Annotated in this window: 25 protein-coding genes; 17 read left to right on the forward strand and 8 right to left on the reverse strand. The window is 75.8% G+C overall.

The window, feature by feature from the left end; genetic code table 11:
• Positions 1 to 82: 82 nt before the first annotated feature.
• From IE329_RS14575 to IE329_RS14595, 5 genes are all read left to right on the forward strand, one after another.
• Positions 83 to 1,936 carry a threonine/serine exporter family protein gene (locus IE329_RS14575; RefSeq protein WP_229927439.1) on the forward strand — a complete coding sequence of 618 codons (1,854 nt, stop codon included), beginning with the start codon at positions 83 to 85 and terminating at the stop codon, positions 1,934 to 1,936.
• Positions 1,937 to 2,007: 71 nt separating this feature from the next.
• The gene (locus IE329_RS14580; protein WP_190211286.1) at positions 2,008 to 3,129 is read left to right on the forward strand and encodes a hypothetical protein; all 1,122 of its coding nucleotides are present in this window, start codon (positions 2,008 to 2,010) and stop codon (positions 3,127 to 3,129) included.
• Between the two features lie 238 nt (positions 3,130 to 3,367).
• Positions 3,368 to 4,831, forward strand: coding sequence for a C40 family peptidase (locus IE329_RS41510; protein ID WP_190211287.1), 1,464 nt, complete (start codon positions 3,368 to 3,370; stop codon positions 4,829 to 4,831).
• An 87-nt stretch (positions 4,832 to 4,918) separates the two neighbouring features.
• Positions 4,919 to 5,698, forward strand: coding sequence for a hypothetical protein (locus IE329_RS14590; protein ID WP_190211288.1), 780 nt, complete (start codon positions 4,919 to 4,921; stop codon positions 5,696 to 5,698).
• Between the two features lie 173 nt (positions 5,699 to 5,871).
• Entirely contained in the window at positions 5,872 to 7,170 is a 1,299-nt protein-coding gene (locus IE329_RS14595; RefSeq protein ID WP_190211289.1) for a GNAT family N-acetyltransferase, read from the forward strand.
• A 177-nt stretch (positions 7,171 to 7,347) separates the two neighbouring features.
• On the opposite strand, the gene IE329_RS14600 is transcribed toward IE329_RS14595, so the two are convergent.
• The 3 genes from IE329_RS14600 to IE329_RS14610 form a co-directional block, all read right to left on the reverse strand.
• A complete protein-coding gene (locus tag IE329_RS14600; protein WP_373311181.1) occupies positions 7,348 to 8,151 on the reverse strand; it encodes a TetR/AcrR family transcriptional regulator in 804 nt (267 codons plus the stop codon).
• A gap of 198 nt (positions 8,152 to 8,349) precedes the next feature.
• Entirely contained in the window at positions 8,350 to 8,910 is a 561-nt protein-coding gene (locus IE329_RS14605; RefSeq protein ID WP_190211290.1) for a thiol-disulfide oxidoreductase DCC family protein, read from the reverse strand.
• A 9-nt stretch (positions 8,911 to 8,919) separates the two neighbouring features.
• Positions 8,920 to 9,330 carry a hypothetical protein gene (locus IE329_RS14610; RefSeq protein ID WP_190211291.1) on the reverse strand — a complete coding sequence of 137 codons (411 nt, stop codon included), beginning with the start codon at positions 9,328 to 9,330 and terminating at the stop codon, positions 8,920 to 8,922.
• A 98-nt stretch (positions 9,331 to 9,428) separates the two neighbouring features.
• Here IE329_RS14610 and IE329_RS14615 point away from each other — a divergent pair, with 98 nt between their 5' ends.
• Positions 9,429 to 9,977, forward strand: a complete 549-nt coding sequence (locus IE329_RS14615) for a GNAT family N-acetyltransferase (RefSeq protein ID WP_229927440.1) — start codon at positions 9,429 to 9,431, stop codon at positions 9,975 to 9,977.
• Between the two features lie 39 nt (positions 9,978 to 10,016).
• Here IE329_RS14615 and IE329_RS14620 read toward each other — a convergent pair whose 3' ends face one another.
• A complete protein-coding gene (locus IE329_RS14620; RefSeq protein WP_190211292.1) occupies positions 10,017 to 10,499 on the reverse strand; it encodes a macro domain-containing protein in 483 nt (160 codons plus the stop codon).
• Positions 10,500 to 10,508: 9 nt separating this feature from the next.
• Complete coding sequence (locus IE329_RS14625) at positions 10,509 to 11,813, reverse strand: MFS transporter (RefSeq protein ID WP_190211293.1); 1,305 nt, start codon at positions 11,811 to 11,813, stop codon at positions 10,509 to 10,511.
• Positions 11,814 to 11,925: 112 nt separating this feature from the next.
• On the opposite strand from IE329_RS14625, the gene IE329_RS14630 reads away from it, so the two are divergent.
• The gene (locus IE329_RS14630; RefSeq protein ID WP_190211294.1) at positions 11,926 to 12,900 is read left to right on the forward strand and encodes a LysR family transcriptional regulator; all 975 of its coding nucleotides are present in this window, start codon (positions 11,926 to 11,928) and stop codon (positions 12,898 to 12,900) included.
• 213 nt (positions 12,901 to 13,113) lie between these two features.
• On the opposite strand, the gene IE329_RS14635 is transcribed toward IE329_RS14630, so the two are convergent.
• Complete coding sequence (locus IE329_RS14635) at positions 13,114 to 13,725, reverse strand: YceI family protein (RefSeq protein ID WP_190211295.1); 612 nt, start codon at positions 13,723 to 13,725, stop codon at positions 13,114 to 13,116.
• A gap of 409 nt (positions 13,726 to 14,134) precedes the next feature.
• On the opposite strand from IE329_RS14635, the gene IE329_RS14640 reads away from it, so the two are divergent.
• The 5 genes from IE329_RS14640 to IE329_RS14660 all read left to right on the forward strand — a co-directional run bounded on the left by IE329_RS14640 (position 14,135) and on the right by IE329_RS14660 (position 20,636).
• Positions 14,135 to 17,359: a DEAD/DEAH box helicase gene (locus tag IE329_RS14640; protein ID WP_190211296.1), complete on the forward strand. Its 3,225-nt coding sequence runs from the start codon at positions 14,135 to 14,137 to the stop codon at positions 17,357 to 17,359.
• Between the two features lie 2 nt (positions 17,360 to 17,361).
• Entirely contained in the window at positions 17,362 to 17,739 is a 378-nt protein-coding gene (locus IE329_RS14645; protein ID WP_190211297.1) for a hypothetical protein, read from the forward strand.
• A 152-nt stretch (positions 17,740 to 17,891) separates the two neighbouring features.
• On the forward strand, positions 17,892 to 18,449 hold the full coding sequence (locus IE329_RS14650; protein WP_190211298.1) for a carboxymuconolactone decarboxylase family protein: 558 nt from the start codon (positions 17,892 to 17,894) through the stop codon (positions 18,447 to 18,449).
• A complete protein-coding gene (locus IE329_RS14655) occupies positions 18,446 to 19,351 on the forward strand; it encodes an RNA polymerase sigma-70 factor (protein ID WP_268257282.1) in 906 nt (301 codons plus the stop codon). The genes IE329_RS14650 and IE329_RS14655 overlap by 4 nt, the downstream gene beginning before the upstream one ends.
• A gap of 172 nt (positions 19,352 to 19,523) precedes the next feature.
• Positions 19,524 to 20,636: a DNA polymerase III subunit beta family protein gene (locus tag IE329_RS14660; RefSeq protein ID WP_190211299.1), complete on the forward strand. Its 1,113-nt coding sequence runs from the start codon at positions 19,524 to 19,526 to the stop codon at positions 20,634 to 20,636.
• Between the two features lie 12 nt (positions 20,637 to 20,648).
• On the opposite strand, the gene IE329_RS14665 is transcribed toward IE329_RS14660, so the two are convergent.
• Positions 20,649 to 21,476, reverse strand: a complete 828-nt coding sequence (locus IE329_RS14665; RefSeq protein WP_190211300.1) for an alpha/beta fold hydrolase — start codon at positions 21,474 to 21,476, stop codon at positions 20,649 to 20,651.
• Between the two features lie 292 nt (positions 21,477 to 21,768).
• Between IE329_RS14665 and IE329_RS14670 the strand changes: the two genes are divergently transcribed.
• From IE329_RS14670 to IE329_RS14685, 4 genes are all read left to right on the forward strand, one after another.
• The gene (locus IE329_RS14670) at positions 21,769 to 22,212 is read left to right on the forward strand and encodes an SRPBCC family protein (protein WP_190211301.1); all 444 of its coding nucleotides are present in this window, start codon (positions 21,769 to 21,771) and stop codon (positions 22,210 to 22,212) included.
• A gap of 118 nt (positions 22,213 to 22,330) precedes the next feature.
• A complete protein-coding gene (locus tag IE329_RS14675) occupies positions 22,331 to 22,795 on the forward strand; it encodes a helix-turn-helix domain-containing protein (protein ID WP_190211302.1) in 465 nt (154 codons plus the stop codon).
• 18 nt (positions 22,796 to 22,813) lie between these two features.
• A complete protein-coding gene (locus tag IE329_RS14680) occupies positions 22,814 to 23,380 on the forward strand; it encodes a hypothetical protein (protein WP_190211303.1) in 567 nt (188 codons plus the stop codon).
• 361 nt (positions 23,381 to 23,741) lie between these two features.
• Positions 23,742 to 24,083 (forward strand): DUF2516 family protein, encoded by a 342-nt coding sequence (locus IE329_RS14685; protein WP_373311186.1) that lies wholly within the window; start codon positions 23,742 to 23,744, stop codon positions 24,081 to 24,083.
• A 143-nt stretch (positions 24,084 to 24,226) separates the two neighbouring features.
• On the opposite strand, the gene IE329_RS14690 is transcribed toward IE329_RS14685, so the two are convergent.
• Positions 24,227 to 25,864, reverse strand: coding sequence for a PP2C family protein-serine/threonine phosphatase (locus IE329_RS14690; protein ID WP_190211305.1), 1,638 nt, complete (start codon positions 25,862 to 25,864; stop codon positions 24,227 to 24,229).
• Positions 25,865 to 26,091: 227 nt separating this feature from the next.
• Between IE329_RS14690 and IE329_RS14695 the strand changes: the two genes are divergently transcribed.
• Positions 26,092 to 26,679, forward strand: a complete 588-nt coding sequence (locus IE329_RS14695; RefSeq protein ID WP_190211306.1) for an O-acetyl-ADP-ribose deacetylase — start codon at positions 26,092 to 26,094, stop codon at positions 26,677 to 26,679.
• Positions 26,680 to 26,903: the final 224 nt, after the last annotated feature.

The following is a 26,903-nucleotide window of genomic DNA, read 5'->3' on the forward strand; positions in this document are numbered from 1 at the left end:
GTGCGTCCGCGAGTTCGATCGGGCAAGGTGTAACCGAAGATCGAAGGGTGGCCCGGCCACCAGGGGCGGCGAGGAGCGGGAAGTGCCGAAGCGGGGCCGGCCGGGCGGCGGCAAGAAGGCCAGGGGCGGCAGGGCGGCCCGGCCCGCCCGGGACACCCGCCAGGTGCACCCCTCGGACGCCCCGCCCACCGAGGGCCTGCTGGGCCACCCCGCGCCGCCCGCCGGCCCCGCCGCCGTGCCGCTCGCCCCGGCCGCCCCGGCCACCGAGGGCCTGCTGACCCCGTACATCGAGGCGCCGGCGGCCCGGTCCCGCGCCGCCGAGCTGCGGGCGACCGAGCTGCGGGCCGGCGGACGGCCGGCGGGCCCCGCCGGGACCGGCCGCGACATCGGCGACCCGGACGACTCCGCGCCGCCGCCCGGCCCGGAGGACACCCTCACCCCCGAGGACTGGCGCGCCGCCGGCTACACCCCGCCGAACGGGATCGCCGTCCCCACCCTGAACCCCGGCGCCCCCGGCGACGCCCCCTGGCCGGACCGGATGCGCACCCTGCTGCGCACGCCGATGTCCGAGCGCCCGGCCTTCGAGCGCACCCCGCGCGAGCGGCAGTCCGAGGCGACCGCGCGCAACGTCCCGCGGATCCTCGACCTGACCCTGCGCATCGGCGAGCTGCTGCTGGCCAGCGGCGAGGCGGCGGAGGACGTCGAGGCCGCCATGCTCGGCATCGCCCACGCCTACCGGCTGGACCACTGCGAGCCGCAGGTGACCTTCACCCTGATCGGGATCTCGCACCAGCCCTCGCTGGTCGAGCCCCCCGTCACCGCCGACCGGGTGGTCCGCCGCCGGACGTCCGACTACACCCGGCTCGCCGCCGTCTACAAGCTGGTGGCCGACATCACCGCCGAGCAGGTGACGGTCAACGACGCGTACCGCCGGCTCGCCGAGATCCGCCGCAACCGGCACCCGTACCCGGTCTGGCTGCTCTCGCTCACCACCGGTCTGCTGGCCGGCGCGGCGACCTTCCTGGTCGGCGGCCGGCTCGACGCCAAGGCCTGGCTGGTGTTCGCCAACGCCTTCGTCGCCGCGATCCTCGGCGACCGGCTGGCCTCGCTGATCGCCCGGCGCGGACTGCCGGAGTTCTACCAGTTCGTGGTCGCCGCGATGCCGGCCGCGGTCTCCGGCATCGTGCTCTCCTTCAACGACCTGGGCCTGCGCGGGTCCGTCGTCATCACCGGCGGGCTGTTCGCGCTGCTGCCCGGACGGGCCATGGTCGCGGCCGTCCAGGACGGCCTGACCGGCTTCTACATCACCGCCGCCGCCCGGCTGCTCGAAGTGATCTACCTGGTCGCGGGCATCGTGATCGGCGTGATGCTGATCCTCTACCTGGGGGTCGGCTTCCACGCCAAGCTCAACCCGGACGAGAGCCTGGTCGGGATCAACTACCCGCCCGTCCAGCTGGTCGCCGCAATGGTGCTCACCCTGGCCTTCGCGATGCTGCTGCAGACCGCGCGCAGAAACCTTTTGCTGGTCACCCTGAACAGCGTCGTCGGCTGGTCCAGCTACGGGGTGCTGGTCTACAACGCCCAGGTCTCCCCGATCGTCGCCACCGGCGTGGCGGCCGGCCTGGTCGGCCTGTTCGGCCAGTTGATGGCCCGCTACCGGTACGCCTCCGCGCTGCCGTACGTGACGGCGGCGATCGGCCCGCTGATGCCCGGCTCGGCGATCTACCTCGGCATGCTCTCGTTCGCGCAGGGCCACGCCAGCGCCGGGCTGGTCTCGATCACCCGGGCCGCCGCCATCGCCCTCGCCCTCGCCATCGGCGTGAACCTGGGAGGTGAGATCGCGCGTCTGTTCATGAAGATCCCCGGCAGCACCGAGCCGCTGACGCTCTACCCGGCCGTCCCCCGGCGCGCCGCCAAGCGCACCCGGGGATTCTGAGCGGACGTTAGACCCGTCGGCACCGGACGGGCGGACCGCCCGGTGCGGCACCAGGAACGAAGGTACGACCCATGCACCTCGCACAGCTCAGCCTCGACTCGCTGCTGGACGGCTATCAGCAGCACATCGTCGCCGCGCACAAACAGCCGCTCTTCCTGCTGCTGGTGGGGTTCATCGTGTCCTTCGTCTGCATCCGGTTCAGCGTGCGGATGATCCGCGCCGAGGTCCGCTGGTGGCCGGGCAACATCACCCCGGGCGGGCTGCACATCCACCACATGGTGTTCGGGCTGGGGTTCCTGCTGGTCGGCGGGATCGGCGTGTTCGCCACCAACGGCGGCCACCCGTGGATCGACTGGTTCGGGCTCAGCTTCGGCATCGGCTGCGGCCTGGTGCTGGACGAGTTCGCGCTGATCCTGCACCTGGACGACGTCTACTGGGGCGAGCAGGGCCGCAAGTCGGTGGACGCGGTGATCTTCGGCATCCTGATCACCGCCCTGCTGCTCACCGGCTACGTCCCGCTCGGCGTGGTGCCCAGCCAGCAGACCCGCTGGGGGCTGGTCGCGGTGATCGTGGTGAACGCGCTGGTGTCGATCGTCGCCCTGCTCAAGGGCAAGGTCTGGACGGGCCTGCTCGGCATCATGGTCCCCGGCCTGTCCTGGATCGGCGCGATCCGGCTGGCCCGCCCCAGCAGCCCGTGGGCACGCTGGCGGTACGCCGCACGCCCCCGCCGCAGGGCGCGTGCGCTCCGGCGTGAGCGCCTGCTCCACCGGCGTGCGGACCGGGCCCGTACCTGGCTTTTCGACCTGATCGCCGGAGCGCCCGACAAGGTCCCGGCCCACCACACCGCCACCCACCGGGTGGCCGAGCGGATGGCCGCCCGGGCCACCGCCCACCTGGACGCGCACGAGGCCCGCGCCCTGGCCCGCCGGTCGGCCCGGCTCGCCGACCGGCGCTCGGGCGCCGGCGTCCGCCGGGCACCCGTACCCGCGCCGGGCGCCCCCGGCGGGTCGCTGCACGAGCACGACGGTGAACGCCGGCAGGCCGGTCTGCGCCGCCGCACCGTCCGGGCCGGCCGCAGCCGGACGTACGCCGTGCGCCCCGGCGTGACCGGTGCCGTGCCGCAGCAGCCCCCGGCGGGCACCGCCCCGGCGCACCGGCACCTGCGGCCCCGCACGCCCAGGGTCCGCCGCTAGGGCCCGTCCGCACCCGGGGCCCGTCCGACACCGGGCCCCGGACCCCGGCCGCACGCCGACCGCCCCGGCGGGACGGCGGGACGGCGGGCGCCCGATCGGATGGTCCGACATCTCACCCGGCTGCCTGGCCCGCCGAGCCACGGGGAAGGAGGGGCTTTGAGATGATCACCACGAGTGACCAGAAGGTCACCTGAAGAGACATCTGGCCGCTCGTCGGACGCGTGAGAAGGACACCCCCGTGACACGCAGACTCCTGCCGATCCTCCTGCTGGCTCTCACCCCCACCCTCGGCCTCGTCCCGCCCGCCGCCGGGGCCGCTCCCCGGGCCGCCGCGCCGGCCGCCGGGCCGTCCGGCACGGGGCAGACCGCCCCCGACCCCGCCGCCGGGGAACCGGCCGGCCCCGCCGGGGCCCGGCACACCGCCGAGCCCTACCCCTCCGCCGAGGACGTCGCCCGGGCCCGGGCCGACACCGACCGGCGGGCGGCCGCGAGCGCCGCCGTCGAGGCCAGGCTCACCGCCGCCCAGGGCGAGCGCGAGCAGGCCTCGCTGGCGGCCGAACGGGCGGTGGAGGACTACAACGGCGCCCAGGCGCGGCTCACCCGGGCCCGGGCCGCCGAGAGCGAGGCCCTGGCACAGGCCGCCGTCGCCGAGCTCGCCCGGTACGCCGCCGCCGAGGAGGCGGCGCGGCTGGCCGCGGAGACCTACCGCCAGGGCGCCACCGCCGAACTCTCCGCGATCGACGCGCTGATCGGCGCCCCCGGGCCGCGTGCGGCAGGCGCCCAGGCGGCGGTCGTCCGGGTGGTCAGCGGCAGCACCCGGCAGATCCTGGACGCCGCCACCGGCACGGCCGCCGCCGCGACCCGCGCCGGCGCCGCCGCCCGTGAGGCCGCCGCCGCCGCCGAGCGGGCCGCCGCCGAGGTCCGGACCGCCCGGGACCGGGCCCAGGCCCAGGTCGCGGCCGGTCAGGCCCGGGTGGCCGAGATCGGCCGGCGCCGCGAACAGCTCCTCGGTGAGCTCGCCGTCGCCCGCGGCACCACCGTGGAACTCGAACGCCGCCGCCGGGAGGCCCAGGAGGCGATCGCGGCCCGCGCCGCCGAGGAGGCGGCCAGAGCGGCGGCCGAGGCGGCCGCGGCCGCGCAGGCGGCGGCGGACCGGACCGCCGCGGAGAAGGCTGCCACGGACAAGGCGGCGGAGGAGAAGGCTGCTGCGGACAAGGTGGTTGCGGACAAGGCTGCGGCGGACGTCGCCGAGGCCGCCCGGGCGTCGGCCGACCAGGCCGCCCAGCAGCCCGCCGGCCCGTCCGCCGCGTCGCCGGACGGTCCCGGCGTGTGGTCGGCGCAGGGCGCGGAGGCCGCGATCGCCTTCGCCCGCTCCAAGATCGGCCTGCCCTACATCTGGGGCGGTGAGGGCCCGGCCGGCTACGACTGCTCGGGGCTGACGATGATGGCCTGGCGCACCGGCGGCCGGCGGATCACCCACTTCGCCGCCGACCAGTACGCCGAGTCCACGCCGGTGACCTACCGCCAGCTCCGCCCGGGCGACCTGGTGTTCTGGAGCGACACCGGCCGCGCCGCCGACATCCACCACGTCGGCCTGTACATCGGCGACGACCAGATGATCGAGGCCCCCCGGGCCGGCATGCCGATCAAGCAGGCCAGCCTCTGGATCATGGGCACGCCCGACTTCTACGCCCGGCCCTGAGAGGGCGGCGGCCCCGAGCTGCCGGTCCGCCGATCGACGCCCGGCCGGCCCTGGTCCCGGCAGTGCGCCCCTGGCTAGGCTGCGGGCATGACGCAGCCCCCCGGATTCGGCGCGATGCTGGCGTGGTTGCTGGACCACCGAGGGCTCGACGCGGAGGCGTTGGCCGACCGTGCAGGGTCGACGGCGGACGAGATCCGCGGGGTGGTCGCGGGGGACACGCCCGGCGAGGGGCTGCTCCGGCGGCTCGCGCCCGCACTGGGTTTCCACGCCCTCGACCTGTTCGTCCTCGCGGGTCCGTCCGTCCCGGAGGACCTGGCGCCGTTGGACGCCACGGCTGAGCGCAGCGTCCGGGACGCCGTGCTGGACGCGCTGGACCTCCCGGCGGCGGGACGGCAGGAACTGCTGCGGTTCATCCGCTCGCTGCCGCAGCAGGAACGATCCTCCGCCTTCGCCCCCAAGCGCCTCGCCGATCCCGCCGACGGGCCGGGCGCCCGGCTCGTCCGCATGCTCCAGTACCGCAACCTGGACTGGTCGGGCATGGCCCACATCCTGGGGCTGGTGACGCCCACCTACCTGTCGACGGTCACCTACGGCCTGATCGGCACCGGTCGCGTGGAGCTGACACCTCGCCTGGTGACGGACTTCGCCGCCCTGCTGGGCCTGGACGCCCGCGAACTCGCCGGGCTGACGGGCGTCGATCTGCCCGCGGTGCCACCGCCCCCGGCCCCGGAGGCCGTGGACGCCGCGGCGCTGCTGTGGGAGGCACGTCGCCTGTCCGCCACGCAGGCGCGCCAGGTCTCCGAGCTGGCGCGCGCCATGCGCGACGACTCCGGAGACGGCCGCCGCGGCGACCCGTCCGGGCCCTGACACCCGCGGGCACCCGCGGTCGGCCCGGTGATACGCCCGGCTTCCGGCCCGGTGATCGGCCCGGGAGCCGGGCCCGGCGCACGCGGCCTCCCGCCCGGAGCGCGTCCTCCCGGTGCGCCCCGCCGGGCCGAAAATCGGGTGCCCGGGCCGGCGGCCGGTCGTACGGTGGGGCGATGGGCAACAACGGACACGGCGGGACCCGCGATCCGGGTCGGGGCCGGCAGGACGGCAGCGGCACCGGGATCCGGGCGATCACCGAGGACGACATCCCCGGCTGGGACCGCGCGCTCGCGGTCGGCTTCCTCCGGCCGCACGCCGGGGAGGCCACCGAGTACCGGCGGCTCGGCTTCGAGCCCGGGCGCTCGCTCGGCGCCTACGACGGCGAACGCTGCGTAGGGACGTTCCGCAGCTTCGACGCCGAACTCACCGTCCCCGGCGGCGCGACCGTCCTGGCGGACGCGATCACCAGCGTGACCGTGAGCTCCACCCACCGCCGGCGCGGCCTGCTGCGCGCGATGATGACCCGCGACCTGGCCGCCGCGCACGAGCGCGGGAACCCCGTCGCCATCCTGATCGCGGCCGAGTACAACATCTACGGCCGCTACGGCTTCGGCCCCGCCACCTCCACCCACGGCTGGAACATCGACCTGCTGCGGGCCGGCGGCCTGCGCAAGGACCTGCCGGCCGTGCCCGGCGGCCGGATCGACTTCGCCACCATGGCCGAGGTGCGCAAGGTGGGGCCCGAGTTCCACGAGCGCTGGCGGCGCACCCAGCCCGGCGCGATCACCCGCACCGAGGTGGGCTGGCGGGTCCGCACCGGTGACGTGAAGGCCCCCGGCCCGGAGTGGCAGGAGCCCTTCGTGGCCCTGCACCGGGACGCCACGGGCACCGTCACCGGCCTGGTCGCCTACAAGGTGGACGACAACTGGGACGGCAGCTACCCCGACTGCACCCTCACCGTCCTCGACCTCCAGGCCCTCGACGGGCCCACCGCCGTCGGCCTGTGGCGGTTCGTCCTCTCGGTCGACTGGGTGCGCAAGGTCGTGGTCGAGAATCTCGCCCCCGACGACCCGCTGCCGCTGCTGCTCAACGACCCGCGCGCCGCCACCCCGTACGCCGACAACTCCGACTTCACCTGGCTGCGGGTGCTCGACGTCGAAGCGGCGTTCGCCGCCCGCAGCTGCGGCGGGCCGGGCCGGATCGTGCTGGACGTCACCGACCCGCTCGGGTACGCGGACGGCCGCTGGGCCGTGGAGGCCGCCGACGACGGCACCTGTCGCTGCACGGCCACCACCGACGAGCCCGACCTCGCCCTCGGCGTCGGCGCGCTCGGCACGCTCTACCTGGGGGGCGAGAGCGTCGCGCGGCTGGCCGCCGCCGCCCTGGTCACCGAGCTGCGCCCGGGTGCCGCCGCCCGGGCCGACCTGCTGCTGCGGACGCCGGCCCGGCCGTGGAACCCGGACGGGTTCTGACGATCCGTCCGGCCGTACCCCCGGCCGCTCCCCGGCCCCGGCCCCCGGCCATGCCCCAGGCCCCGGTCATGTCCCCGGCCCCGCGTCCGGTCCCGCCTCCGACGGTGCGACGAGCCCCCGCCCCACCCCGGGGCAGGGGCGGGGCAGGGGCTCGCGGTCCTCGGTCGCGTGCTCCGCTCAGCGGGCCTGGGTCCGGCCGATGGTCGGCAGGATGAAGTCCTGGATCAGGCCCTTGGCGTCGCGGACGATCGGGCGGAACACCCGGTAGCGGGACAGGTTGATCACCCGGGCGGCCATCGGGGTGGAGCGCCGGACGAACTCCCTGGTCCGCTCGGTGTCCGGGGTGCGGTCGAAGACCCAGTACAGGACGACGACCATGAGGTGCAGCCAGAGCAGGTCGGGCAGCAGCTCGGCGAGTTCGGCGTCCAGCTTGGGCGCCAGCTCCGAACCGGTCAGCACCTCCCGGAACAGCTCGACGGCCGTCGCCCGGGCCGGGTGCGACTCGTTGGAGAACGGGCTGAGCGAGCTGGTCGGGTCGGCGGCCGTCCGGAAGAACTGCGAGGCGAACTCGTGGTACTCCGCCGCGCAGTCGAGCCAGGAGGTCAACGCGATCTCCAGGCGCTCCGCGAAGTCCTTGCGGCCGGCCATCCGCGCCCGGGCGTCGGCGGCGTGCTGGTACGTCATCTGGTCGTAGAACCCCTGGATCAGGAATTCCTTCGACGCGAAGTAGTAGTACGCGTTGCCGACCGACACCCCCGCCTCGGCGGCGATGGCCCGCATGGTGGTCTTGTCGTAGCCGCGTTCCTTGAAGAGGCGCATGGCGGTCTCAAGGATCAGCGCCCGGGTCTGCTCGCTCTTCCCGGTCTTCGGGAGCGCCCGGCCACCGGGAAGCTCCGGGGCCGCCGGAGTGCGCTCGTCCTTCGTGCTGTCGCTGTCCTTGGGCTCGTCCACGCTGGCCGAGCCTACCGGGGTGTCAGCCACGGCTCACGGCTCCTGCCGCCGGGGCGGCCGCGTCCGGGGCGGCCGGCCGGCGCTCCGGACGGGATCCGCCGGGGCCGGCGGCGCTCCGCCCGGGAGTGCCGGGCGGGCCGCCCCCGTTGTCCCGGTCGCCGTCCCGGTGCTGCCGGTCGGTGCTGTTCGCGCCGTTCGTCGGTGTCACGTCGTCCACGGTGGTCGAGCCTAGCCCGACCTGACGCAGGCGCCGTCGTCGCAACGGGGCGGCCCGTCCGCCGGCCGCCCCGGCGGCCGGGCGCCCGCCCAGCCGCTGTCCTCGGTCCGCGCCGGGCCGGCCGGCGGAGCGCCCGCCCAGCCGCTGTCCTCGGTCCGTGCCGCACCGGATGCCCCCTCCGCACCCGGTGCGGCACGGTCCGCTCCCGTGGCCGCGCGGTACTTCCCGGCGGCGAACGCCGCCGCCCTGGCCAGCGGGAGACCGGCCGGAGTGCTGAGCCGCAGGGCGAGCGGCCGGTGCGCGGCCAGGGCCCAGAGGCAGGTGACGAAGGCATGCGGCCCCCGCCGGACCTCCCCGGTGTCGGCGACCACGGTGATCTCGCCGAGGCCGGCGTCGTGGTCGAGGTCCGGGTACCGCTCGCGGGCCTCGGCGGAGGCGACCGCGACGAAGTCCAGCGGTACCAGCTGGGCCTGGTCGCGCAGCCAGGCCGTGAGCCGGCGGCAGAGCGGGCAGCCGGGGTCGTGCAGCACGGTGACCCGGGTGACCGGCGGGGCGGCGGTCGCGGTGCGCACCGGCGGGCCTCAGGCCTGGGCCGGGCGCGGCGCGACGTAGCCCTGCGGGGCGACCGGCGGCCGCTGCCGGCGCTCCGGGTCGCCGCGGCGGCGGATCCGGTTGAGCACGTAGACGTTGGCGAGGTGCATGAAGCCGAGGACCAGCAGGACGGTGCCGAGCTTGACCGACATCGCGTCGAACACGCCCTGGGTGCCGGTGATCTTGTCGTCGGTCTTCATCCACAGGGCCACGAAGCCGAGGTTGAGCAGGTAGAAGCCGACGAGCAGCAGGTGGTTCACCGCGTCGGCGAGCTTCTCGTCGCCAGCGAAGACGTCGGCCAGGAAGATCTTGCCGTTGGTCGAGAGCGTGCGGGCCACCCAGACCGTGAGTCCGGTGGCGATCGGCAGGTAGACGGCATAGCTGACCACTGTGAAGTCCATCCGGACCACCCCTTTTCGAACGCGTTCAAAACCTTCTGGCGATGACTCTAGCGAGAGTTTTGAACGCGTTCAAGTGGATGCTGTGGCAGGCTCGCCCCATGACGAACCGGACTGACCAGGACGTGACGATCAGAGTCGGGACCACCGACGACGCCGAGGACGTCGCGGCCCTGCACGCCGACAGCTGGCGGACCGCCTACGCCGGGATCGTGCCCGAGGGGGCCCTCGGCGACGGGCTGGCCGCGGAGCGCCGCGAACTCTGGGCGATCCGCCTGGGCGCCGACTACGGCGAACCCGCCAACACCCCCGAGCTGCTGGTCGCCGAGCGCGCGGGGGAGACCGTCGGCTTCGCCTACCTCGTCCCGCAGCCCGACGGCCGGATCCTGCTCGACAACCTGCACGTCCGCCCCGGCCGGACCGGCGGCGGCACCGGCGCGCTGCTGCTGCGCGCCGCCCTCGCCCACGTCGTGCGCCGGCACCCGGGCGCCGACCTCTACCTGGAGGTGCTGCGCGCCAACACCCGCGCGGTCGCCTTCTACGAACGGGAGGGCGGCCTGCGCACCGGCGCCCACGAGGGGTGGTTCCCCGGCGGCTTCACCCTGCCCGAGTACGAGTACACCTGGCCCGCCCCGGGGGCCGGGGGCTGAGGCCGCCCCGCCGGGACGCCCGGGGGAGCAGCCGCGCCGTCAGTCGTGGTCGTACACCGTGACCGGCACCCCGGCCGAGGTCAGTCGAGCCACCACCAGCGGCTCGACCAGCTCCCAGCGTCCGCCCGCCAGGCCGCAGCCGATCCGCGGCATGTGGACGGAGGCGCCGAGCGCCAGCGCCTGCGGCGCCAGCCGGGCGAGCGCGGCGTCGATCGCCTCGTAGCGGACCGGAACGCCCTGGGACCGGCTGGTCCGGATCCCGCGCTGGCCGACCATGTTCGCCACGTGGACCCAGCGCTCGACCTGGACCACCTGCACGGCGCCCAGGCCGAAGTCGTTGGCCGCCCGCTCGCGGTGCCAGCGGCGGAACGCGGCCTCCGGCTCGGGCCAGCGCCGGGAGAGGGCCAGGACGAAGCCCTTGCCCCAGCCGCCCAGGTCGTTGCAGACATGGGCGATCACCTTCGCGCCCTTGCCCCGCGGGGCGGTGGCGTCGCCGCGGACGTGCTCGATGGTCGCCGTCATGGGGGGAGGCTAGCGGTCGGCACCGACAGGGTGCCGGGCGATTTCCGCGCCGGACCCGGCGCCCGCCCCCGTCCCGGCCGTCGCGCCCGCCACCGTCCCCGCCCCGGGCGCGTCCGGCCCGCGCCCCAGGGTGCGGCGCCCGGCCAGCGCGACCAGCAGGGCCAGCACGGCGGCGCCCGCGGTGAGCCGGTAGCCCGCCCCCGGGCCCGCCTGCTGGGCGATCAGGCCGCCGGCCGCCGCGCCGGCCGAGATGCCGGTCAGCAGCGCGGACACCGCCACCGACATGCCCTCGTTCAACTGCCGCCGTGGCAGCAGCTCCTGGACCACGGTCATCCCGGTGACCATGGTCGGAGCGGTGCCGGTGCCGGCCACGAACAGTGCGGCCCCGAGCAGGCCGAGCCCGGCCCCGGCCAGTGCCGCGGCGAGCGGGAGCAGCAGGAGCAGGGCCATCGCCGCCACCCCGCACAGGAAGCGGACGGCGGGCGCGCGGCGCGGCCGGAGCAGTCCGAAGACCAGCCCGGCCAGGCAGGAGCCGGCCGCGACCAGGCCCAGCAGCGGGCCCGCCAGCGACTTCTGGCCGAGCGCGTCGGCGTAGGCGAGGGTGGTGACCTCCATCGAGCCGAACACGGTGCCGGTGGCGAGGAAGGTCAGCGCCATCACCCGCAGCCCGGGCCGGCGCAGCGGCGATCCCGGCCGGCGCTCCTCCGGATCCGGTGCCTGGACGGGGGGTTCGGTGCGGCGCTGGGCGGCGAACAGCAGGGCGCCGGCCGCGCCGAAGGTCCCGCCGGCGATCAGGCCGGCCTCCGGGAACAGCGAGGTGCAGAGCAGGATCGCCAGGACCGGGGCGGTCATGAAGCAGGCCTCGTCCAGGGCCTGTTCCAGTGCGTTGGCGACGTGGCGGGCCTGCGGGTCGGCCCGGAACAGGTACGCCCAGCGGGCCCTGGCCATGCCGCCGAGGTTCGGGTTGAAGGAGCAGGCGGCCCAGCAGAGGTAGAGCGTCCAGTCCGGCGCGCCGAGGTGCACGCAGAGCAGCAGTCCGGCGAGCGGCACCGCGCAGCCGAGGACGGCGGGGACGGTGGCCCGGGCCTGGCCGTAGCGGTCGACCAGCCGCCCGACCAGCGGGAGGCCGACCGCCGCGGTGACCAGGCCGGCCGCCGAGACGGTGCCGGCCAGCGCGTAGGAGTCGCGCCGGGCGGCGATCATCGCCACGGTGGAGACGCCCGTCATGGAGAGGGCCAGCCGGCCGAGCAGTCCGGAGAGGGTGAAGGCGAGGGCGCCGGGGGCGGCGAGGATGCGGCGGTACGAGGCGAACACGGGTCTCCAGGGCGGGGGCTCGGCGGGTGCCTCCAGCCTGGCGGGGGAGCGGCCGGCCGGTCCAACACCTGTTTCGCCGTATTCACAACGGGCTGTTGTTAATATCGCCGCCATGCCCCGTGACCTGCATCCCCGCCTGCTGCGCGGCTTCGTCGCCACCGCCGAGACGCTGCACTTCGGCCGCGCCGCCGAGCAGCTGCACATCGCCGAGCAGGCCCTCAGCCGGGACATCAAGGCGCTCGAACTGGCCCTCGGCGGAGCCCTGTTCACCCGCACCACGCGCAGTGTCGAACTCACCCCGGCCGGTGCCCGGCTGCTGCCGATGGCCCGCCGGCTGCTGCTCCTGCAGGACGAGATCCTCACGGCCGCGAACGGATCCGCCCACCGGCCGCTGCTGCTGGACCTCAACAGCGACGTGACCGGCGACGACCTCACCGCGGACCGGCTGCTCGCGCACGTCCGGGCGGCCTGGCCCGAGGGCGAGCTGCTGGCCCGGTTCCACGGCGGACTGGCCGCCGCCGCGGCCGCGTTGACCACCCACCGGTTGGACGTCTCGATGGGACGGTTCGCCGAGCTGCCGCCCGGGCAGCGCGCCCAGCTCGTCCATGTGCCGGTCCGGCTGGAGCCGATGGCGGTGATGATGACGAGCCGGCACCCGCTGGCGGCGCGCACCGAACTGCCGCTCGCCGACCTGGCCGGCCACCCGGTGGACATCTGCGCGGGCAATCCGGCGACCACCGAATGGACCGACCTCGGGGCCCGGCTCCTCGCCGAGCACGGGCTGGTGGCGGCGGAGCCGCACGCGGCCCCGGTCGGGGTGGACGAGACGGCCCGCTACCTCGCCCGGCACGGCGAGCCGATGCTGACCACCGTCGGTGGTCCGCGGATCCCCGGCGCGGTCACCGTGCCGCTGGTGCGGCCGGTGCCGCTGAGCCTGCTCGGGCTGGTGCACCGGCCCGAGCCGCGGCACCCCGGACTGGACGCGCTGATCGCGGCGGCCGCCGAACTCGGCGGCCGGGAGGGCTGGTTGCGCCGTCCGGCGGACAGCTGGCTGCCGGCGGCGGACGCCGCGCTGCTGGCCGGCTGAGCCCGGGGCGGGCGGCCGGCCGACGGCCCCGGGCACGGCGCCGCCCCTGCCGTCGGGGGTCGGCAGGGGCGGAGAGGGGGCGCGGCCGGGCCGGGACGCCCCGGCGGGCGGGGCGCGGTCGGGCCCGCGGGCGGGTACGGCCGTGGTGCGGCGGGCCCGCGGCGGCCCGGTGCGGGCCGCCGCCGGGTGGGCCGGCGCCGGGGCCGGCGCGGTTCAGGCCGCCTTGACCGCCGAGATGTCGAAGGTGAGCTTGACCTTCTCGCCGATCAGCACGCCGCCGGTCTCCAGCGCGGCGTTGTAGCTCAGGCCCCAGTCGGTGCGGTCGATGGTGGCGGCACCCTCGAAGCCGACCCGCTCGGCGCCGTAGGCGTCCGTGGCGCTGCCCGTGTACTCCAGGTCGAGGACGACCGGGCGGGTGGTGCCCTTGATGGTCAGGTCGCCGGTCATCCGGTAGGAGTCGTCGCGCAGCCGCTCGGCGGAGGTGCTGCGGAAGGTGATCTCGGGGTGGGCCTCGGCGGCGAAGAAGTCCCCGGTGCGCAGGTGCTCGTCGCGCTGGGCCTGCTTGGTGTCGATGCTGGCGACCTTGATCACGAGCTCGGCGGAGGAGTTGGCGGGCTCGCTGCCGTCCAGGTGGAGCTTGCCGTCGTACTCGGTGAACGAGCCGCGGACGTTGGTGACCATCGCGTGGCGGACGGAGAAGCCGACCTGGCTGTGCGCGGTGTCGACGGCCCAGTCACCGGTCAGGTGCGCCAGGCCGGGGCCGGCCAGGGCGTCCACGACGGCGGTGGCGGTGTCGGCGGTCTTGGTGCGGTTGAACAGGCCCATGGCTCCTCCTTCGGTTCGAAGCCTTTTGTTTAGGCTTCAACTTGATGGCTCCACCATAGACCCGTTTCGTTCAAAGTTCAACCATGTGCGGGGTCGGATTCCTCGGGCGGGGATCCCGGCCCCGCCGCCCGCCCCTCGCGGGGCCCCCGGGCCCCGGCCGCCGCCCCTTCGGGGGGTCGGGGTGCCGTTGGCGGCGCGCAGCCGGACTCCGGGCCCGGCGGGCCCCGGATGATCGCCTCGGTCTCGGCCGCCACCTCCCCGTACTCCTTCGGCCGGTCCGCCAGGGGCTCGCCCTCCGGCAGCCGGAGTGGCCCGAGCGGCGTCGCTCGTCCGTTCGAACGACGGCCGGTGCGGATACGCTTCGAGGACCGTCGGCCGAAGCCGTCACCGCAGACCGGAAGGCCCGCCCATGTACGCCCTGCACGCGCTCTGGCGGGCGGACGGGCGGCTGGCCCTCTGGGCCGAGGACGCCCAGGCCTACCGGGCCGGTCCGGCGCCGGGCGGGCCCGACCGTCCGGGGCGGGCCCACCCGTACGCCTGCCCGGCCTCCGCCGTGGCCGGGCTGCTGGCCGGCATCGGCCCCGGGCTGGGCTGGCTCGCCGACCAGGCCCCCGAGCGCTGGGCCACCCTGCGACTGCCCAGCTCCGGCGGCCTGCCCACGCCCTCCCCCGAACTCCCCGTGCCGCCGAGCCGCGGGGGCGGCTCGCTCACCCCCTGGCGGGTGCCCGCCCTGCTCTTCGGCCCCGCCGCCGCGGCCCAGCTGCTCGGCGAACTCTTCGACCCGCGCTGGGCCGTGACCACCGCCGAACTGCCCGCCGCAGGGCGGGTCGAGATCACCCACGGCGCCTCGCTGCGCTGGCTGACCGGCGTGCACGACCTGGCCTGGCGGCTGGTCCACCGCGGCCGCACCCGGCCGCTGCCCACGGTCGAGGACGGCGAGCCGTACGCGCGCTGGCGCCCGGCCCTGGACGAGGACGGGCGACGCGAGGCCGCCGCGATGGCGGCCGGCTGCCCGCCGGTCTGCCGCGGCGAGTGGCCGGGCCCGGCGGCCGGCCGCGGCGGCGCCGACCTGGTCGCCGAGCTGCTGGAGGTACTGGTCGACGCCGAGGCCCGGGCCGTGCTGGCCGACGGGCCTCCGCTGCTGCGGACCGGCCCCGGCGCCCCCGGCGCCCCCGGTGGCTCCGGCGCTCCGGGGCCGGGGCCCGGCACGGCCGCCGAGCGCTGGCTCGCGGCGCTGACCACCGCCGACGGCCGGATCGAGGCCGCCCCGGGTGACCGGAGCGAGCAGAGTGCGGCGGCCGCCGGGCCCGGCCCGGACGAACACGCGGAGTTCGCCGCCCTGGCACAGCGCCTCGCCGCCTGGTACGCGGGCCCGGCGCCCGCCGACACCCCGCTGCGGCTCTGCTTCCGCCTGCTGGAACCCTCCGGCCCCGACCCCGACGACCCCGAGGGGCGCCCCTCCGACGACCACTGGCAGCTGGAGTTCCTGGTCCAGGCCGCCGACGAGCCGTCCCTGCTCGTCCCGGCCGACGACCTGCGGTCCGGCAGCGCCGCCCTGGCCGCCTTCGCCCGCCGGACGGACGACCCGCTGGACGCCTACGCCGCCGAACTCGACCGGGCCGCCCTGCACTGGCCCGCCCTGGCCGAGGCCCGGCGGGCGCTGCACCCGACCGCCCTGCGGCTGGACCGGGCCGGGGCCCTCGACTTCCTCCGCACCGCCGCCGCCGACCTCACCGCGGCCGGCTTCGGGGTCCTGCTCCCCACCTGGTGGCGCCGCCGCCCCGTCCTCGGGCTCGCCCTGGAGGTGCGCACCCCCGCCGCCGGGATCGTCGGGACCACCGGGCAGATCGACCGGGACGCCGTGGTGGCCTTCCGCTGGCAGGCCGCCCTCGGCGAACTCGCCCTCACCCAGGAGGAGCTGGCCGAACTGGCCGAGGCCAAGCAGGGCCTGGTCCGGATCCGCGGCCGGTGGGTCGAGGCCGACGCCGGGCAGATCGCCGCCGCGCTGGCCTTCCTCACCCGCCACCAGGAGGGCACCATGCCCACCGTCCAGGTGCTGCGGACGGCGCTCGACCCGCGGGCGAGCATCGCCGGACTGCCCGTGACCGCCGTCCACGCCGACGGGCCGCTCGGCGACCTGCTGGCCGGGCGGGCCGCCGCCCGGGCGCCCGAAGCGGTGCTCCCCGGGGACTTCCGGGCCACCCTGCGTCCCTACCAGGAAAGGGGCCTGGCCTGGCTGCGGTCGCTGGCCGGCCTCGGCCTCGGCGCGGTGCTCGCCGACGACATGGGCCTCGGCAAGACCGTGCAGACGCTGGCCCTGCTGGCCGTCGAACGAGCCGAGGGCGTCACCGGACCGACCCTGCTGGTCTGCCCGATGTCCCTGGTCGGCAACTGGCAGCGGGAGGCCGAGCGGTTCGCGCCCGCCCTCGGGCTGTACGTCCACCACGGGGCCGGCCGGCCCACCGGGGACGAACTGCGGGCCGCCGTCCAGGGCGTCGACCTGGTGATCACCACCTACGGGCTGGTCCAGCGCGACGCCCGGGCCCTGGCCGCCGTCCGCTGGCGCCGGATCGTCGCCGACGAGGCGCAGTACATCAAGAACTCCGCCACCGCCCAGGCCAGGGCGATCCGCGCGCTGCCGGTGAGCACCCAGCGGATCGCCCTCACCGGCACCCCGGTGGAGAACCGGCTGGCCGAGCTGCACGCCGTCCTGGACTTCGCCAACCCGGGCCTGTTCGGCTCCGCCGCCGGCTTCAAGGAGCGGTACGCGATCCCGGTGGAGCAGCACCGCAGCGCCACCGTGGCGGCCGAACTCCAGCGCCTCACCGCGCCGTTCGTGCTGCGCCGGCTGAAGAGCGACCCGGCGATCGCGGTCGAACTGCCCGCCAAGCAGGAGATGACGGTCTGGTGCAACCTCACCACCGAACAGGCCGGCCTCTACCAGGCGGTGGTCGCCGAGCTGCTGCACCGGGTCCAGGGCATCCGCGGGGTGGAGCGGCGCGGCACGGTGCTGGCGGCCATCGGGCGGCTCAAGCAGGTCTGCAACCATCCGGCCCAACTCCTGCACGACGGTTCGGCGTTGGCCGACCGGTCGGGCAAGGTGGCCCGGCTGGTGGAGATCCTCGCGGCCGCGGCCGCGGAGGGCGACCGGACGCTCGTCTTCACCCAGTACGCGGAGTTCGGCCGGCTGCTCCAGCCGTACCTGGCCGAGCGGCTCGGCCAGGAGGTGCTCCACCTGCACGGCGGCGTGCCCAAGCGCCGACGGGAGGAGCTGGTGGCCCGGTTCCAGGCCCCGGACGGCCCCGGCGTCTTCCTGCTCTCGCTCCGGGCCGGTGGTGCCGGGCTCAACCTGACGGCCGCCAACCAGGTGGTCCACCTGGACCGTTGGTGGAACCCGGCGGTCGAGGAGCAGGCCACCGACCGGGCGTTCCGGATCGGCCAGCGCCGGGACGTCCAGGTCCGCCGGCTGGTCTGCGTCGGCACCGTCGAGGAGCGCATCGCCGAGATGATCGAGTCCAAGCGGGCCCTCGCCGAAGCCGTGGTCGGGGCCGGCGAGCACTGGCTGACCGAGCTGCCGGCCGACGAACTGCGCGCCCTGGTGGCGCTGTCCGCCGACGCGGTGGGGGAGGAGTAGCCATGCCGGCGCCCACGCCCGCGACCCCGCCGGAGGACCGTGACGGCCCCGGGGGCGGTACCGCCCCGCCGGACGCCGTCGGGACCGCCGCCGCGGACGCCGCCGGTACTGCGGCCCCGGACGCCGTCGGGATCGCCGGCAGCCCGCTCGGGCCCGGTGGCGCCTTCGGGCCGGACCTCCCGGCCGGGCCCGGCGAGCGGCCGCTCGCCGACTGCCTGGCGGACTACTGGCAGGGCGGCTTCACCCTCCGCGACACCCCGGAGGACGATCCGGACGAGGCCGCCACCGCCCGGCCCGGGCCCGGTCCGTCCGGCATCACCGTGCGCGGCCGCGACCTGGCCACCCTGCTCGACCGCGCCTACCGGGCCTTCACCGCCTGAGCCCGGGCCGTGCGTCCGGGCCGTGCGCTCGGGCCGGGCGTCCGGGCCGCGCGAAGAATCCCGCGCCACCGATGTCACGATCCGCGGGGCTGCCCGGTCCTCCCTACGGAGCGCGTGGCCGACCGGGCCACGCGGGAGCACAGGAGGCCACCATGTCCCGGATCTCGCTCGACCCGCCCCGCACCCTGCTGATGCGCATCGGTGAGTGGTACTCCCGCCGTACCTACGGCAAGGTCCTGGAACCCGGCCAGGCCCTCGGGCACAACACCAGGGTGCTGTCCACCTACTTCCGGCTGGAGCAGCGTGCCGCCAAGTGGGACGCGCTCGACCCGGCCCTCAAGCACCTCGCGGTGATGGCCACCGCCGCCAGGATCAACTGCTCCTGGTGCATGGACTTCGGCCACTGGGAGGGCGGCCGCCTCGGCCTCGCACCGGAGAAGATCGCCGCCGTGCCGCGTTGGCGGGACGCCAAGGAGGTGTTCTCCCCGCTGGAACTGCTGGTCATGGAGTACGCGGAGGCCATGACCGAGACCGAGCCCACCGTCACCGACGAGCTGGCCGCCGAACTGATCGCCCGGCTGGGCGCGCCCGCCTTCGTCGAGCTGACCTCGATGGTCGCGCTGGAGAACTGGCGCTCCCGGGTGAACATCGCGTTCGGCCTGACCAGCCAGGGTTTCTCGGAGGCCTGTGCGCTACCGTCGGGCAGGTGAGCGACGAAGCCCCGCAGCCCGGCCCGGCCGGCCCCGACCGCCTCGACGTCTTCGAGGCACACCGGCGGATGCTCTTCGGCATCGCCTACCGGATGCTCGGCAGCGTCGCCGACGCCGAGGACCTGGTGCAGGACAGCTGGCTGCGCTGGAGCCAAGTCACCGCCCGGGTCGACAACCCCGGCGCCTTCCTGGCCCGTACCGTCACCAACCTCGCGCTGAACCGGCTGAGTTCGGCCGCCGTCCAGCGCGAGGCGTACGTCGGTCCGTGGCTGCCCGAGCCGCTGGTCACCGCGCCCGGCGCCGCCGAGGAGGTCGAGATGGCCGAGTCCGTCTCGTACGCCATGATGGTGGTGCTGGAGAGCCTCTCGCCGCTGGAGCGGGCTGTGTTCGTGCTCAAGGAGGTCTTCGGGTTCTCGTACCCGGAGATCGGCGAGGCGCTGGAGCGCAGCGAGGCCTCGGTGCGCCAGGTCGGGCACCGGGCGAAGTCGCACGTCCAGGCCAGGCGTCCGCGCTTCGACGCGCCGGCCGAGGTCCGGCGGCAGGTGACCGACGAATTCCTGGCGGCCTGCCTCGGCGGCGACCTCAACCGGATGCTGGAGCTGCTCGCACCCTCGGTCACCGCCTGGAGCGACGGCGGCGGGCGGGTCAAGGCGGCGATCCGGCCGATCGACGGCGCCGACAAGGTCGCGCGCTTCCTGCTCGGTGTCCTCGCCAACCAGCCGCTGGAGGGCATGCGGGTGCACGACGTGGACGTCAACGGCCGGCCGGGCCTGTTGATCGACGCGGCCGGGCAGGTCGACTCGGTGGTCGTCCTGGAGATCGAGGACGGCCGGATCGGCGAGCTCCGGATCCTGCGCAACCCCGACAAGCTCACCCACCTGCGGCCCGGCGGTCCGGCCTGACCCCTCGGCCCGGTTTCCCGGCCTTCCCCCGCCCGGTGCCGGCGCCGGCACCGGCACGGGCACCGGCAGGCACGGGCACCGGCACCGGTCTCGAACCGCCCGGTCCGCCCGGCCCCGGCCGCCCGGAGCCGGGCTTGACCCTCGACCTGGTCGAGCCCCCAGAGTCCCCGGCATGGAGAGCCACATGCGCAGTATCGGCGAGACGGCCAGGGACAGCGGCCTCACCGTGAGCGCGCTGCGCTTCTACGACAGCGCCGGCGTGCTCCGGCCCGCCCGGGTCGACCCGCAGACCGGGTACCGCTGGTACGCGCCGGAGCAACTGGCCGACGCCAGGCTGGTCGCCCGGTTGCGCCGGGTGGGGCTGCCGCCGGCCGAGATCCGGCTCGTCCTCGCGGCGGTGCCCGGCACCGGCGAGGCGCACCGGATCGTCGACGCGCATCTGCGCCGGCTGGAGGACGGACTGTCCGACGCCCGGCGCGAGCTCTCCTTCGTCCGAGCACTTCTCGACCAGAGGGAGCACCCCATGGACCCGATCCGCCCCGAGAGCACCGTCACCCTCGCCGCCGCCGAACTCGCGGCCGCCCTGGACGCCGTCCGCTTCGCCGTCGGCGGCGACCCCGAAACCCCCGTCCTGGCGGGTGTGCTGTTCGAGATCGAGGGGGAGCAGCTGCGGCTGGTCGCCACCGACCGCTACCGGATGGCGCTCGCCTCGGTGCCCGTCCGGGCGGCGGACGGCGCCGCCGTGGCCCCTCCGGCCGCCGCGATCGTCCCGGCGGCGCTGGTGGACGGCGCCCGCGTGCTGCTCGCCGGCTGCGCGGAGGCCGTCCTGACCGTCGGCGCGGCCCAGTTCGCCCTGGAAGCCGGCGGACACCGGATCGAGGGCGCCGGCCTGGACCACGACTACCCCGACTACCGGCGGCTGATCCGGCTGGAGCACACCCGGCGGGTCGAGACCACGGCCTCGGCGCTGCGCCGGGTGGTGACCGAGGCGGACGTCCGCCTGATGCGGCGCAGCGCCGAGGGGGCCGAGTGCGAGGTCACCGTGCTCACGGTCGGCCCCGGCGGCGAGCTGTCCGCCGCCGCCGGGCCGGCCCCGGACGCCGCGGGCGGAGCCGTCCAGGTGGCCGTCGACCGGGGGTTCCTGCTGGACGCCCTCCGGGCCGGCGCCACCGAGCAGCTGGTGCTCGAACTGGGCGGCCCGATCACCCCGTTGGCGATCCGGGCGCCCGGCCGGGAGGGCACCTTCTCGCTCCTGATGCCGGTCCGGATCCCCGAACTCGCTTGAGCGGGCGGGGAGTCACCCCCGGCCGGCCAGGAACTCCCGTACCAGGGAGGTGAACCGGCCGGGCTCGTCGATCCACGGCCGGTGCCCGGAGCCGGCCAGCACCTCCAGCCGGGCGCGCGGATGGCAGTCGGCGACCAGCCGGGCGGGTGCGGTGCCGATCAGGCCGTCCAGGGCGCCGGCCAGCACCAGGACCTCGGTCGTGGGCAGCGGGACGGGGCTGCCAGCCGACGCGTAGAAGGCCTCCCGGAACCACGGCGGCGGCGGGACGAGCGGCCGGGCGCTCTCCCGGCGGGCGGTCCCGTTCCAGGTCCCCCAGTTGAACGGGGCCAGCTCGGCCAGGAGCCGGGGCGTGGGATCCGCCCCCTCGGCGAGCTTCCGCCCGGCGGCCGCGGCCCGCGGGTACCAGTCCTCGCCGGCCCGGCCGGCCCGGATCGCCGCCAGCTCCGTCTCGTCCGGCTCCCTCGCCGCCCGGCCCACCGGCGTGACGAGGACCAGCCGGCCGACCTCCTCGGGCGCCTCGGCCGCGTACCGCTGGGCGACCAGCGAGCCTGCCGAGTGGGCGAGCAGGTCGACCCGGTCCAGCCCCAGGTGGCGGCGCAGCTCCGCCACGTCCCGGGCCTGCGCCGCGAACGAGCAGCTCGCCCGGTCCCCGGGGAGGTCGGAGCGCCCGGTGGCCCGGGCGTGCAGCCGGACCACCGTCCGGTGGGCGTCGAGCCCGCCGAGCGTCCCCAGGTAGCGGGCGTCCGTCCCGGGCCCGCCGGCGAGTGCCACCAGCGGCGGGCCGTCGCCGGCGCTGTCGTACCAGAGACGGGTTCCGTCGTACGAGGTGAAGTGCGGCATCCGGGCATGATCACATGCCGGGCGGGCGCCGCTCCACGGGAATTCGGCCCGCCGGGGCCGGGGCGCCGGCGGGACGGCCGGGCACCCGCTGGCGAGCCTTCCGGGCTGGTTCCGCCGGGTTTGGGATGATGCCCGCACCCGGGCCGCCGGACCGCGCACCCCGCGCGCCGGTGCCCCGACCGCCGGCTCCCCGGTCGCCGATCCCCGTTCGCCGAGGTGCGGTCCGCGCGGCCGGCCCCGCACCTCGCGTCCGGCTCCCCGAGCCCGGGCGCGAGCGATCAGAGGAGCGTTCATGGGCGGTCGGTTCGAGGGGACGGTCGACATCGACCGTCCGGTGGCGGAGGTCTTCGCGTTCCTCGCGAACGGCGAGAACGACCGCAGATTCAGCCCCCGGGTGCTGGAGATGGCCAAGCGGACGGACGGCCCGACCGGTGTCGGCACGGTCTACGCCAGCACGGTCAAGGACGCCGGGATGAAGACCCGGCGCGAGTTCCGGATCACCGCCTTCGACCCGCCCGGCCGGATCCGCTGGACCGAGATCTCGAAGAACCTGGTGACCGCCGAGGGCGGCTACGACCTGGAGCCGGTCCCCGGCGGGGGCACCAGGCTGCGGGTCTTCAACGACCTGGAGGGCCACGGGGTCGGCAAGCTCCTGGTGGGCCTGGCACTCAGCGCGGCCCGCAAGGACGCGGACGCCTTCGCCCGGCGGATCAAGAGGGCGGTCGAGGCGTCCTGAGCCCGGCCCGCGACGGCTCGCGTCGCGGGCGGGGCGAGGCGCGGCGGGGCGACACGCGGTGGTTGCTCCCGCTAGCGATGTGCTTGCAATTGCAAGCAGGGTCGGGCAGGCTGGTGCCATGGCCTCACTGAACGTCGGCTCGCTGGGCGAGTACATCCGCGAGCAGCGGCGCACCGCGCAGTACTCGCTCCGACAGTTGGCGGAGGCCGCCGGCGTGTCCAACCCGTACCTCAGCCAGATCGAGCGCGGGCTGCGCAAGCCGAGTGCGGAGATCCTGCAGCAGATCGCCAAGGCGCTGCGGATCTCGGCGGAGACGCTCTACGTCCAGGCCGGGATCCTGGAGGAGCGGCGTGGTGAGGGCCTCGAACTGCGGGCCGCGATCCTGGCCGACCCCTTGATCAACGAGCAGCAGAAGCACGCGCTGCTCGCGGTCTACGACACCTTCTTGAGAGAGAACACGGCTCCGAGGGGCCCGGCCCGCAAGGGCGCGGCCCCGAAGCAGGACCAGGCCGCCGACGGGGAGCAGGACGCACCGCGGGCCGAGCAGCCGGCCGCGCAGGCCGGCCGCGACCGAGAGACCTAGACGCCAGGAGGACCAGCCATGCCGATCACCGATGAGATCAAGAAGACCCTGAACGACCCGACCCCCCTGTACGCCCTCGCCGGCGCCGGCGACCTGGCCTACGAGAAGCTGCGGGAGGTGCCCGGCAAGGTCGAGGCGCTCGCGGCGGACCGCAAGGGCACCCAGGAACGCGCCACCGCGCGACTGCAGGAGGCCCAGGCCCGGCTGGTCGAGGCGCAGGCCAAGGTGACGGAGTCGGTCAACACCCTCCCCGCCGACCTCAAGGTGCTGCAGGAGAAGGCGCAGACCTTCGCGCTCCAGCAGGTCGGCCGCGCCGTCGAGCTGGCCGTGAAGGCCAAGGAGACGTACGACGAGCTGGCCGTCCGTGGCAAGGGCGTGGTGGACAAGGGCCGCGGCGAGGAGTCCGGCGAGCTGGCCGGCACGGCCGCCCCCGCGCAGGCCGAGGCCGAGCCGGTCGACGCCGAGATCGTCGAGGACGAGGCCGCCGAGGACGAGATCGGCGAGGACGACGCGCCCGTGGCCGACGCCGCGACGGCGGAGAAGAAGGCCCCGCGGGCGCGCCGGAGCACCGCCCCCCAGAAGTAGTCCCGAGAGGTAGTCCCCGGAGGCGGCACCCGGAAGCACAGCCGTGGGCGGCACCCCGGATGAAGGGGGCCCCGCGCTGGACGGCTTCCGGGGCGGGTACCGCGGCAGCAGCCCCTCCGCCAGCCCGGCGTCGCGGACCTCGCGCGGTCCGCGACGGGTGAGCACCCGCCCCGGCGGGTAGGCGGAGTGGGACGGGCGCGAGCTGCCGGCCCGGCGGGTGGTACCCGCCGGGCCGGGCGGGCCGGGGCACATTCCGGTGTCTCGGTACGTTGTCACCTGAACGAGCAGGGTGGCCATGCCCCGCCGGCGGCGTCGCCGCCGCAACGGGGCGGGCCTGAGTGAGGAGACCGTAGTGGGCGGATTGGGCCAGGTACTGGCCTTCGACTTCCTGAACCCCTTCTGGTGGCTGGCGGTCGGAATCCTGGGGTTCAAGCTGGCCGCGCTGCTCGACGCCGCGAGCCGGCGGGAGGACGCCTACCGGGCGGCCGACAAGAAGAGCAAGCCGTTCTGGCTGATCATCCTGGGCATCGCGTTCGGCTTCGACCTGCTGTTCGGGGCGAACTTCCTGTACAGCTTCCTGACGCTCGGCGGCCTGGTCGCCGCGATCGTCTACATGGTCGACGTCCGGCCGGCGATCAAGCAGCTGACGGACGGCCGGGGCGGGAACAACAAGCGGAACACCGGGCCGTACGGGCCCTGGTGACGGTGGACCGGCCGGGATCGACGGCCGGGTGCGGACGGGCCGGGTGCACAGGCACCCGGCCCGTCCGCGTTCGCGTTCTCGCCCAGGGGTTCTCGCGTACGAAGGCGGCCCGCCCCGGGGGCGCCGGGGCGCCCCCGGACGGGTCAGCCCAGGATCAGCGGGGCGGGGTTTCGTTCGAGCAGCAGCACGGCGACGTCGTCGGTCAGCGCCCCGCCGTTGAGCTCCTCGACCTCGGCGATCGCACTGTCGACCAGCCGGCCCCGGGTGAGCCCGGCGGCCTGGTGGTCGCCGATCAGCTCGGCCAGGCCGTCCTGGCCCAACCGCCGGGAGCCGGCGCCGATCCGGCCCTCGACCAGCCCGTCGGTGTAGAGCAGCAGGCGCCAGCCCGGCCGCAGCTCCAGCCGCTGGGCCGGCCAGGCCGCCTCGCAGTCGTCGCAGGGGAGCAGCCCCAGGGCGGGGCCGGCCTGCCCGGCGGGGAGCAGCTCGGGGGTGTGGTCCGGTCCGAGCAGCAGCGGGACGGGGTGCCCGGCGAGGTAGAGCCTGGCGTGCTCCACCCCGGCGCCCTCCGCCGGGGCGCCGGCCGCTCTCGCGGTCTTCGTACCCCGGTCGGTGCCGGTGCCGGTGCCGGTGGCTGTGGCGGTCGGGCCGGCCGGGTCGTCGCCGGGCTCGATGACGAGCATGCAGAGCGTCGCGAAGATCTCGTCGCTGCGGCGCTCGTGCTCCAGCACGTGCTGAAGCGTCGTCAGCAGCTCCTCGCCGGTGAGGCCGGCGAACACCAGGGTGCGCCACGCTATCCGCAGGGCCACCCCGAGGGCGGCTTCGTCGGGGCCGTGCCCGCAGACGTCACCGATCACCACGTGCACGGTGCCGTCGTCGGTGCGGACGGCGTCGTAGAAGTCGCCGCCGAGCAGGGCCCGGCGGCGGCCCGGGCGGTAGCGCCGGGTGAAGGCGAGCCCGGCGCCGTCGAGCAAAGGGGTGGGGAGCAGGTGGCGCTGGAGCCGGGCGTTCTCCTGCCCGCGCAGCTCGGCCTCGACCAGCCGCCGCTGCGACTCGTCGGCCCGTTTGCGCTCCACCGCGTACCGCAGGGCCCGGGCGAGCAGCGGGCCGTTGGTCTCGTGCTTGATCAGGAAGTCCTGGGCGCCGGCCGCGACGGCGGCGGCCCCCAGTTCGGCGCCGGCGGCGTCGGTGAGCACCACCACGGCGGTCTGCGGGGCCCGGCGCAGCAGCTCGCGCAGCCCGTCCAGGCCGTCGGCCGACTCCCCGGCCCCCGCCCTGGCCGTCGCGAGGTGGCCGTGCTCCGGCCGGTCATGGCCCGCGGCGGTGCCGTCCGGGCGGGCCGGGGTGAGGGCCGGCCGTCCGGTGGGGGCGGCGAGGTCGAGGAGCACGCAGCCGAAGTCGGTGCCGCGGGTGCGGCCCCGGCGGGTCCACGGCGGAGGCGGCGCCAGCAGGTCGACGGCGTGGTCGAGGCTGTGCGCCCAGTGGATCTCGAAGGACGCGCCGCTGCCGGCCACTGCGGCCTTGATCAGCTCGGCGTCCGAGGCGTCGTCCTCGATCACCAGCACCTTGAGGGGGGCGGCCTCCACCGCGGCCGGGCGGCCGGCCGGAGCACTGTCCTGGGCGGGAGTGCCGCGCGGGTGCGGTATCGGCGCGGCGGCCACGGTGGTGGGTGCCGGCCGCTCCTCGCGGACCGTCCGGCTGCGGGCACGGCCGTCACGGGCACCCGTGAGGGCGCCCGGCGGGTCACCGGCGCCAGGTGCCCGCCCGTCTCCCGTTGCGGGCATCGGTCGATCCTCCCTTTCCCCGACTGGGCAACGGTCGGCGTCCGTGCGCAGTGCCCGCCTGGCACCGCGTGTCGGGGAACTTCTCGCGACCATAACGTGATCTCCGGGGATTTCTGTGGCTCGTCGGCTTCGGTGTGGCTATCGCCACGCCGGTGCCGGCTCGTCCGGATAGCGTGAATGAGGTGGGCGGCCCGGCGAATCCGGGCCCGGGACGGGAGGATGACGCGGTGACACGGATCACGCTGATCGAGGGTGACATCACCGAACAGCAGGTGGACGTGGTGGTGAACGCCGCGAACTCCTCGCTCCTGGGTGGAGGCGGCGTCGACGGCGCCATCCACCGCAAGGGCGGGCCCGAGATCCTGGCGGAGTGCCGGGCACTGCGGGCCTCCCACTACGGCAAGGGCCTGCAGACCGGCAGGGCGGTCGCGACGACGGCCGGGCGGCTGCCGGCCCGCTGGGTGGTGCACACCGTGGGGCCGGTGTACCTGGCCGAGGACTACGAACGACGGGCTGAGCTGCTGGCCTCCTGCTATCGGGAGTCGCTGCGGGTGGCGGCGGAGCTGGGTGCGCGGACGGTGGCCTTCCCCGCGGTGTCGGCCGGCGTCTTCGGCTGGCCGCTGGACGACGCGGCCCGGATCGCGCTCGCCGCGGTGGCGGGCGCGGCGCTCGCGCCGCGGACGGAGGAAGAGGGAGTGGAGGAGGGACGGGAGAAGGATGCGGACGCGCCGGCGGAGGTGCGGTTCGTCCTGTTCGGGGCGGAGTCTTACGCGGCGTTCGACCGGGCGTTGCGGGCGCTGGAGCAGCGGGGCTGACGGCAGGGAGGCGGCGGGGCGGGTGCGACGGCGTGGTGCGGGCACCGGGCTGGGCGCGCCGACCCGGGCACGGCGGCGGGCACGGGGTGGCGGTGCTGCGGCAGGACCTGCCGCAGCGGAGGCGCCGGCCCGGGGCCGGACCGACTGACCCCATGGTGGCGTGACGGGACGTCAACACGCCAGAGCAATTCGATAACTCGTTCGAGTGAATCGCCGCGGTCGCT

It is taken from the genome of Kitasatospora indigofera (genome assembly GCF_014655955.1).
GTDB classification, from domain to species: Bacteria; Actinomycetota; Actinomycetes; order Streptomycetales; family Streptomycetaceae; genus Kitasatospora; species Kitasatospora indigofera.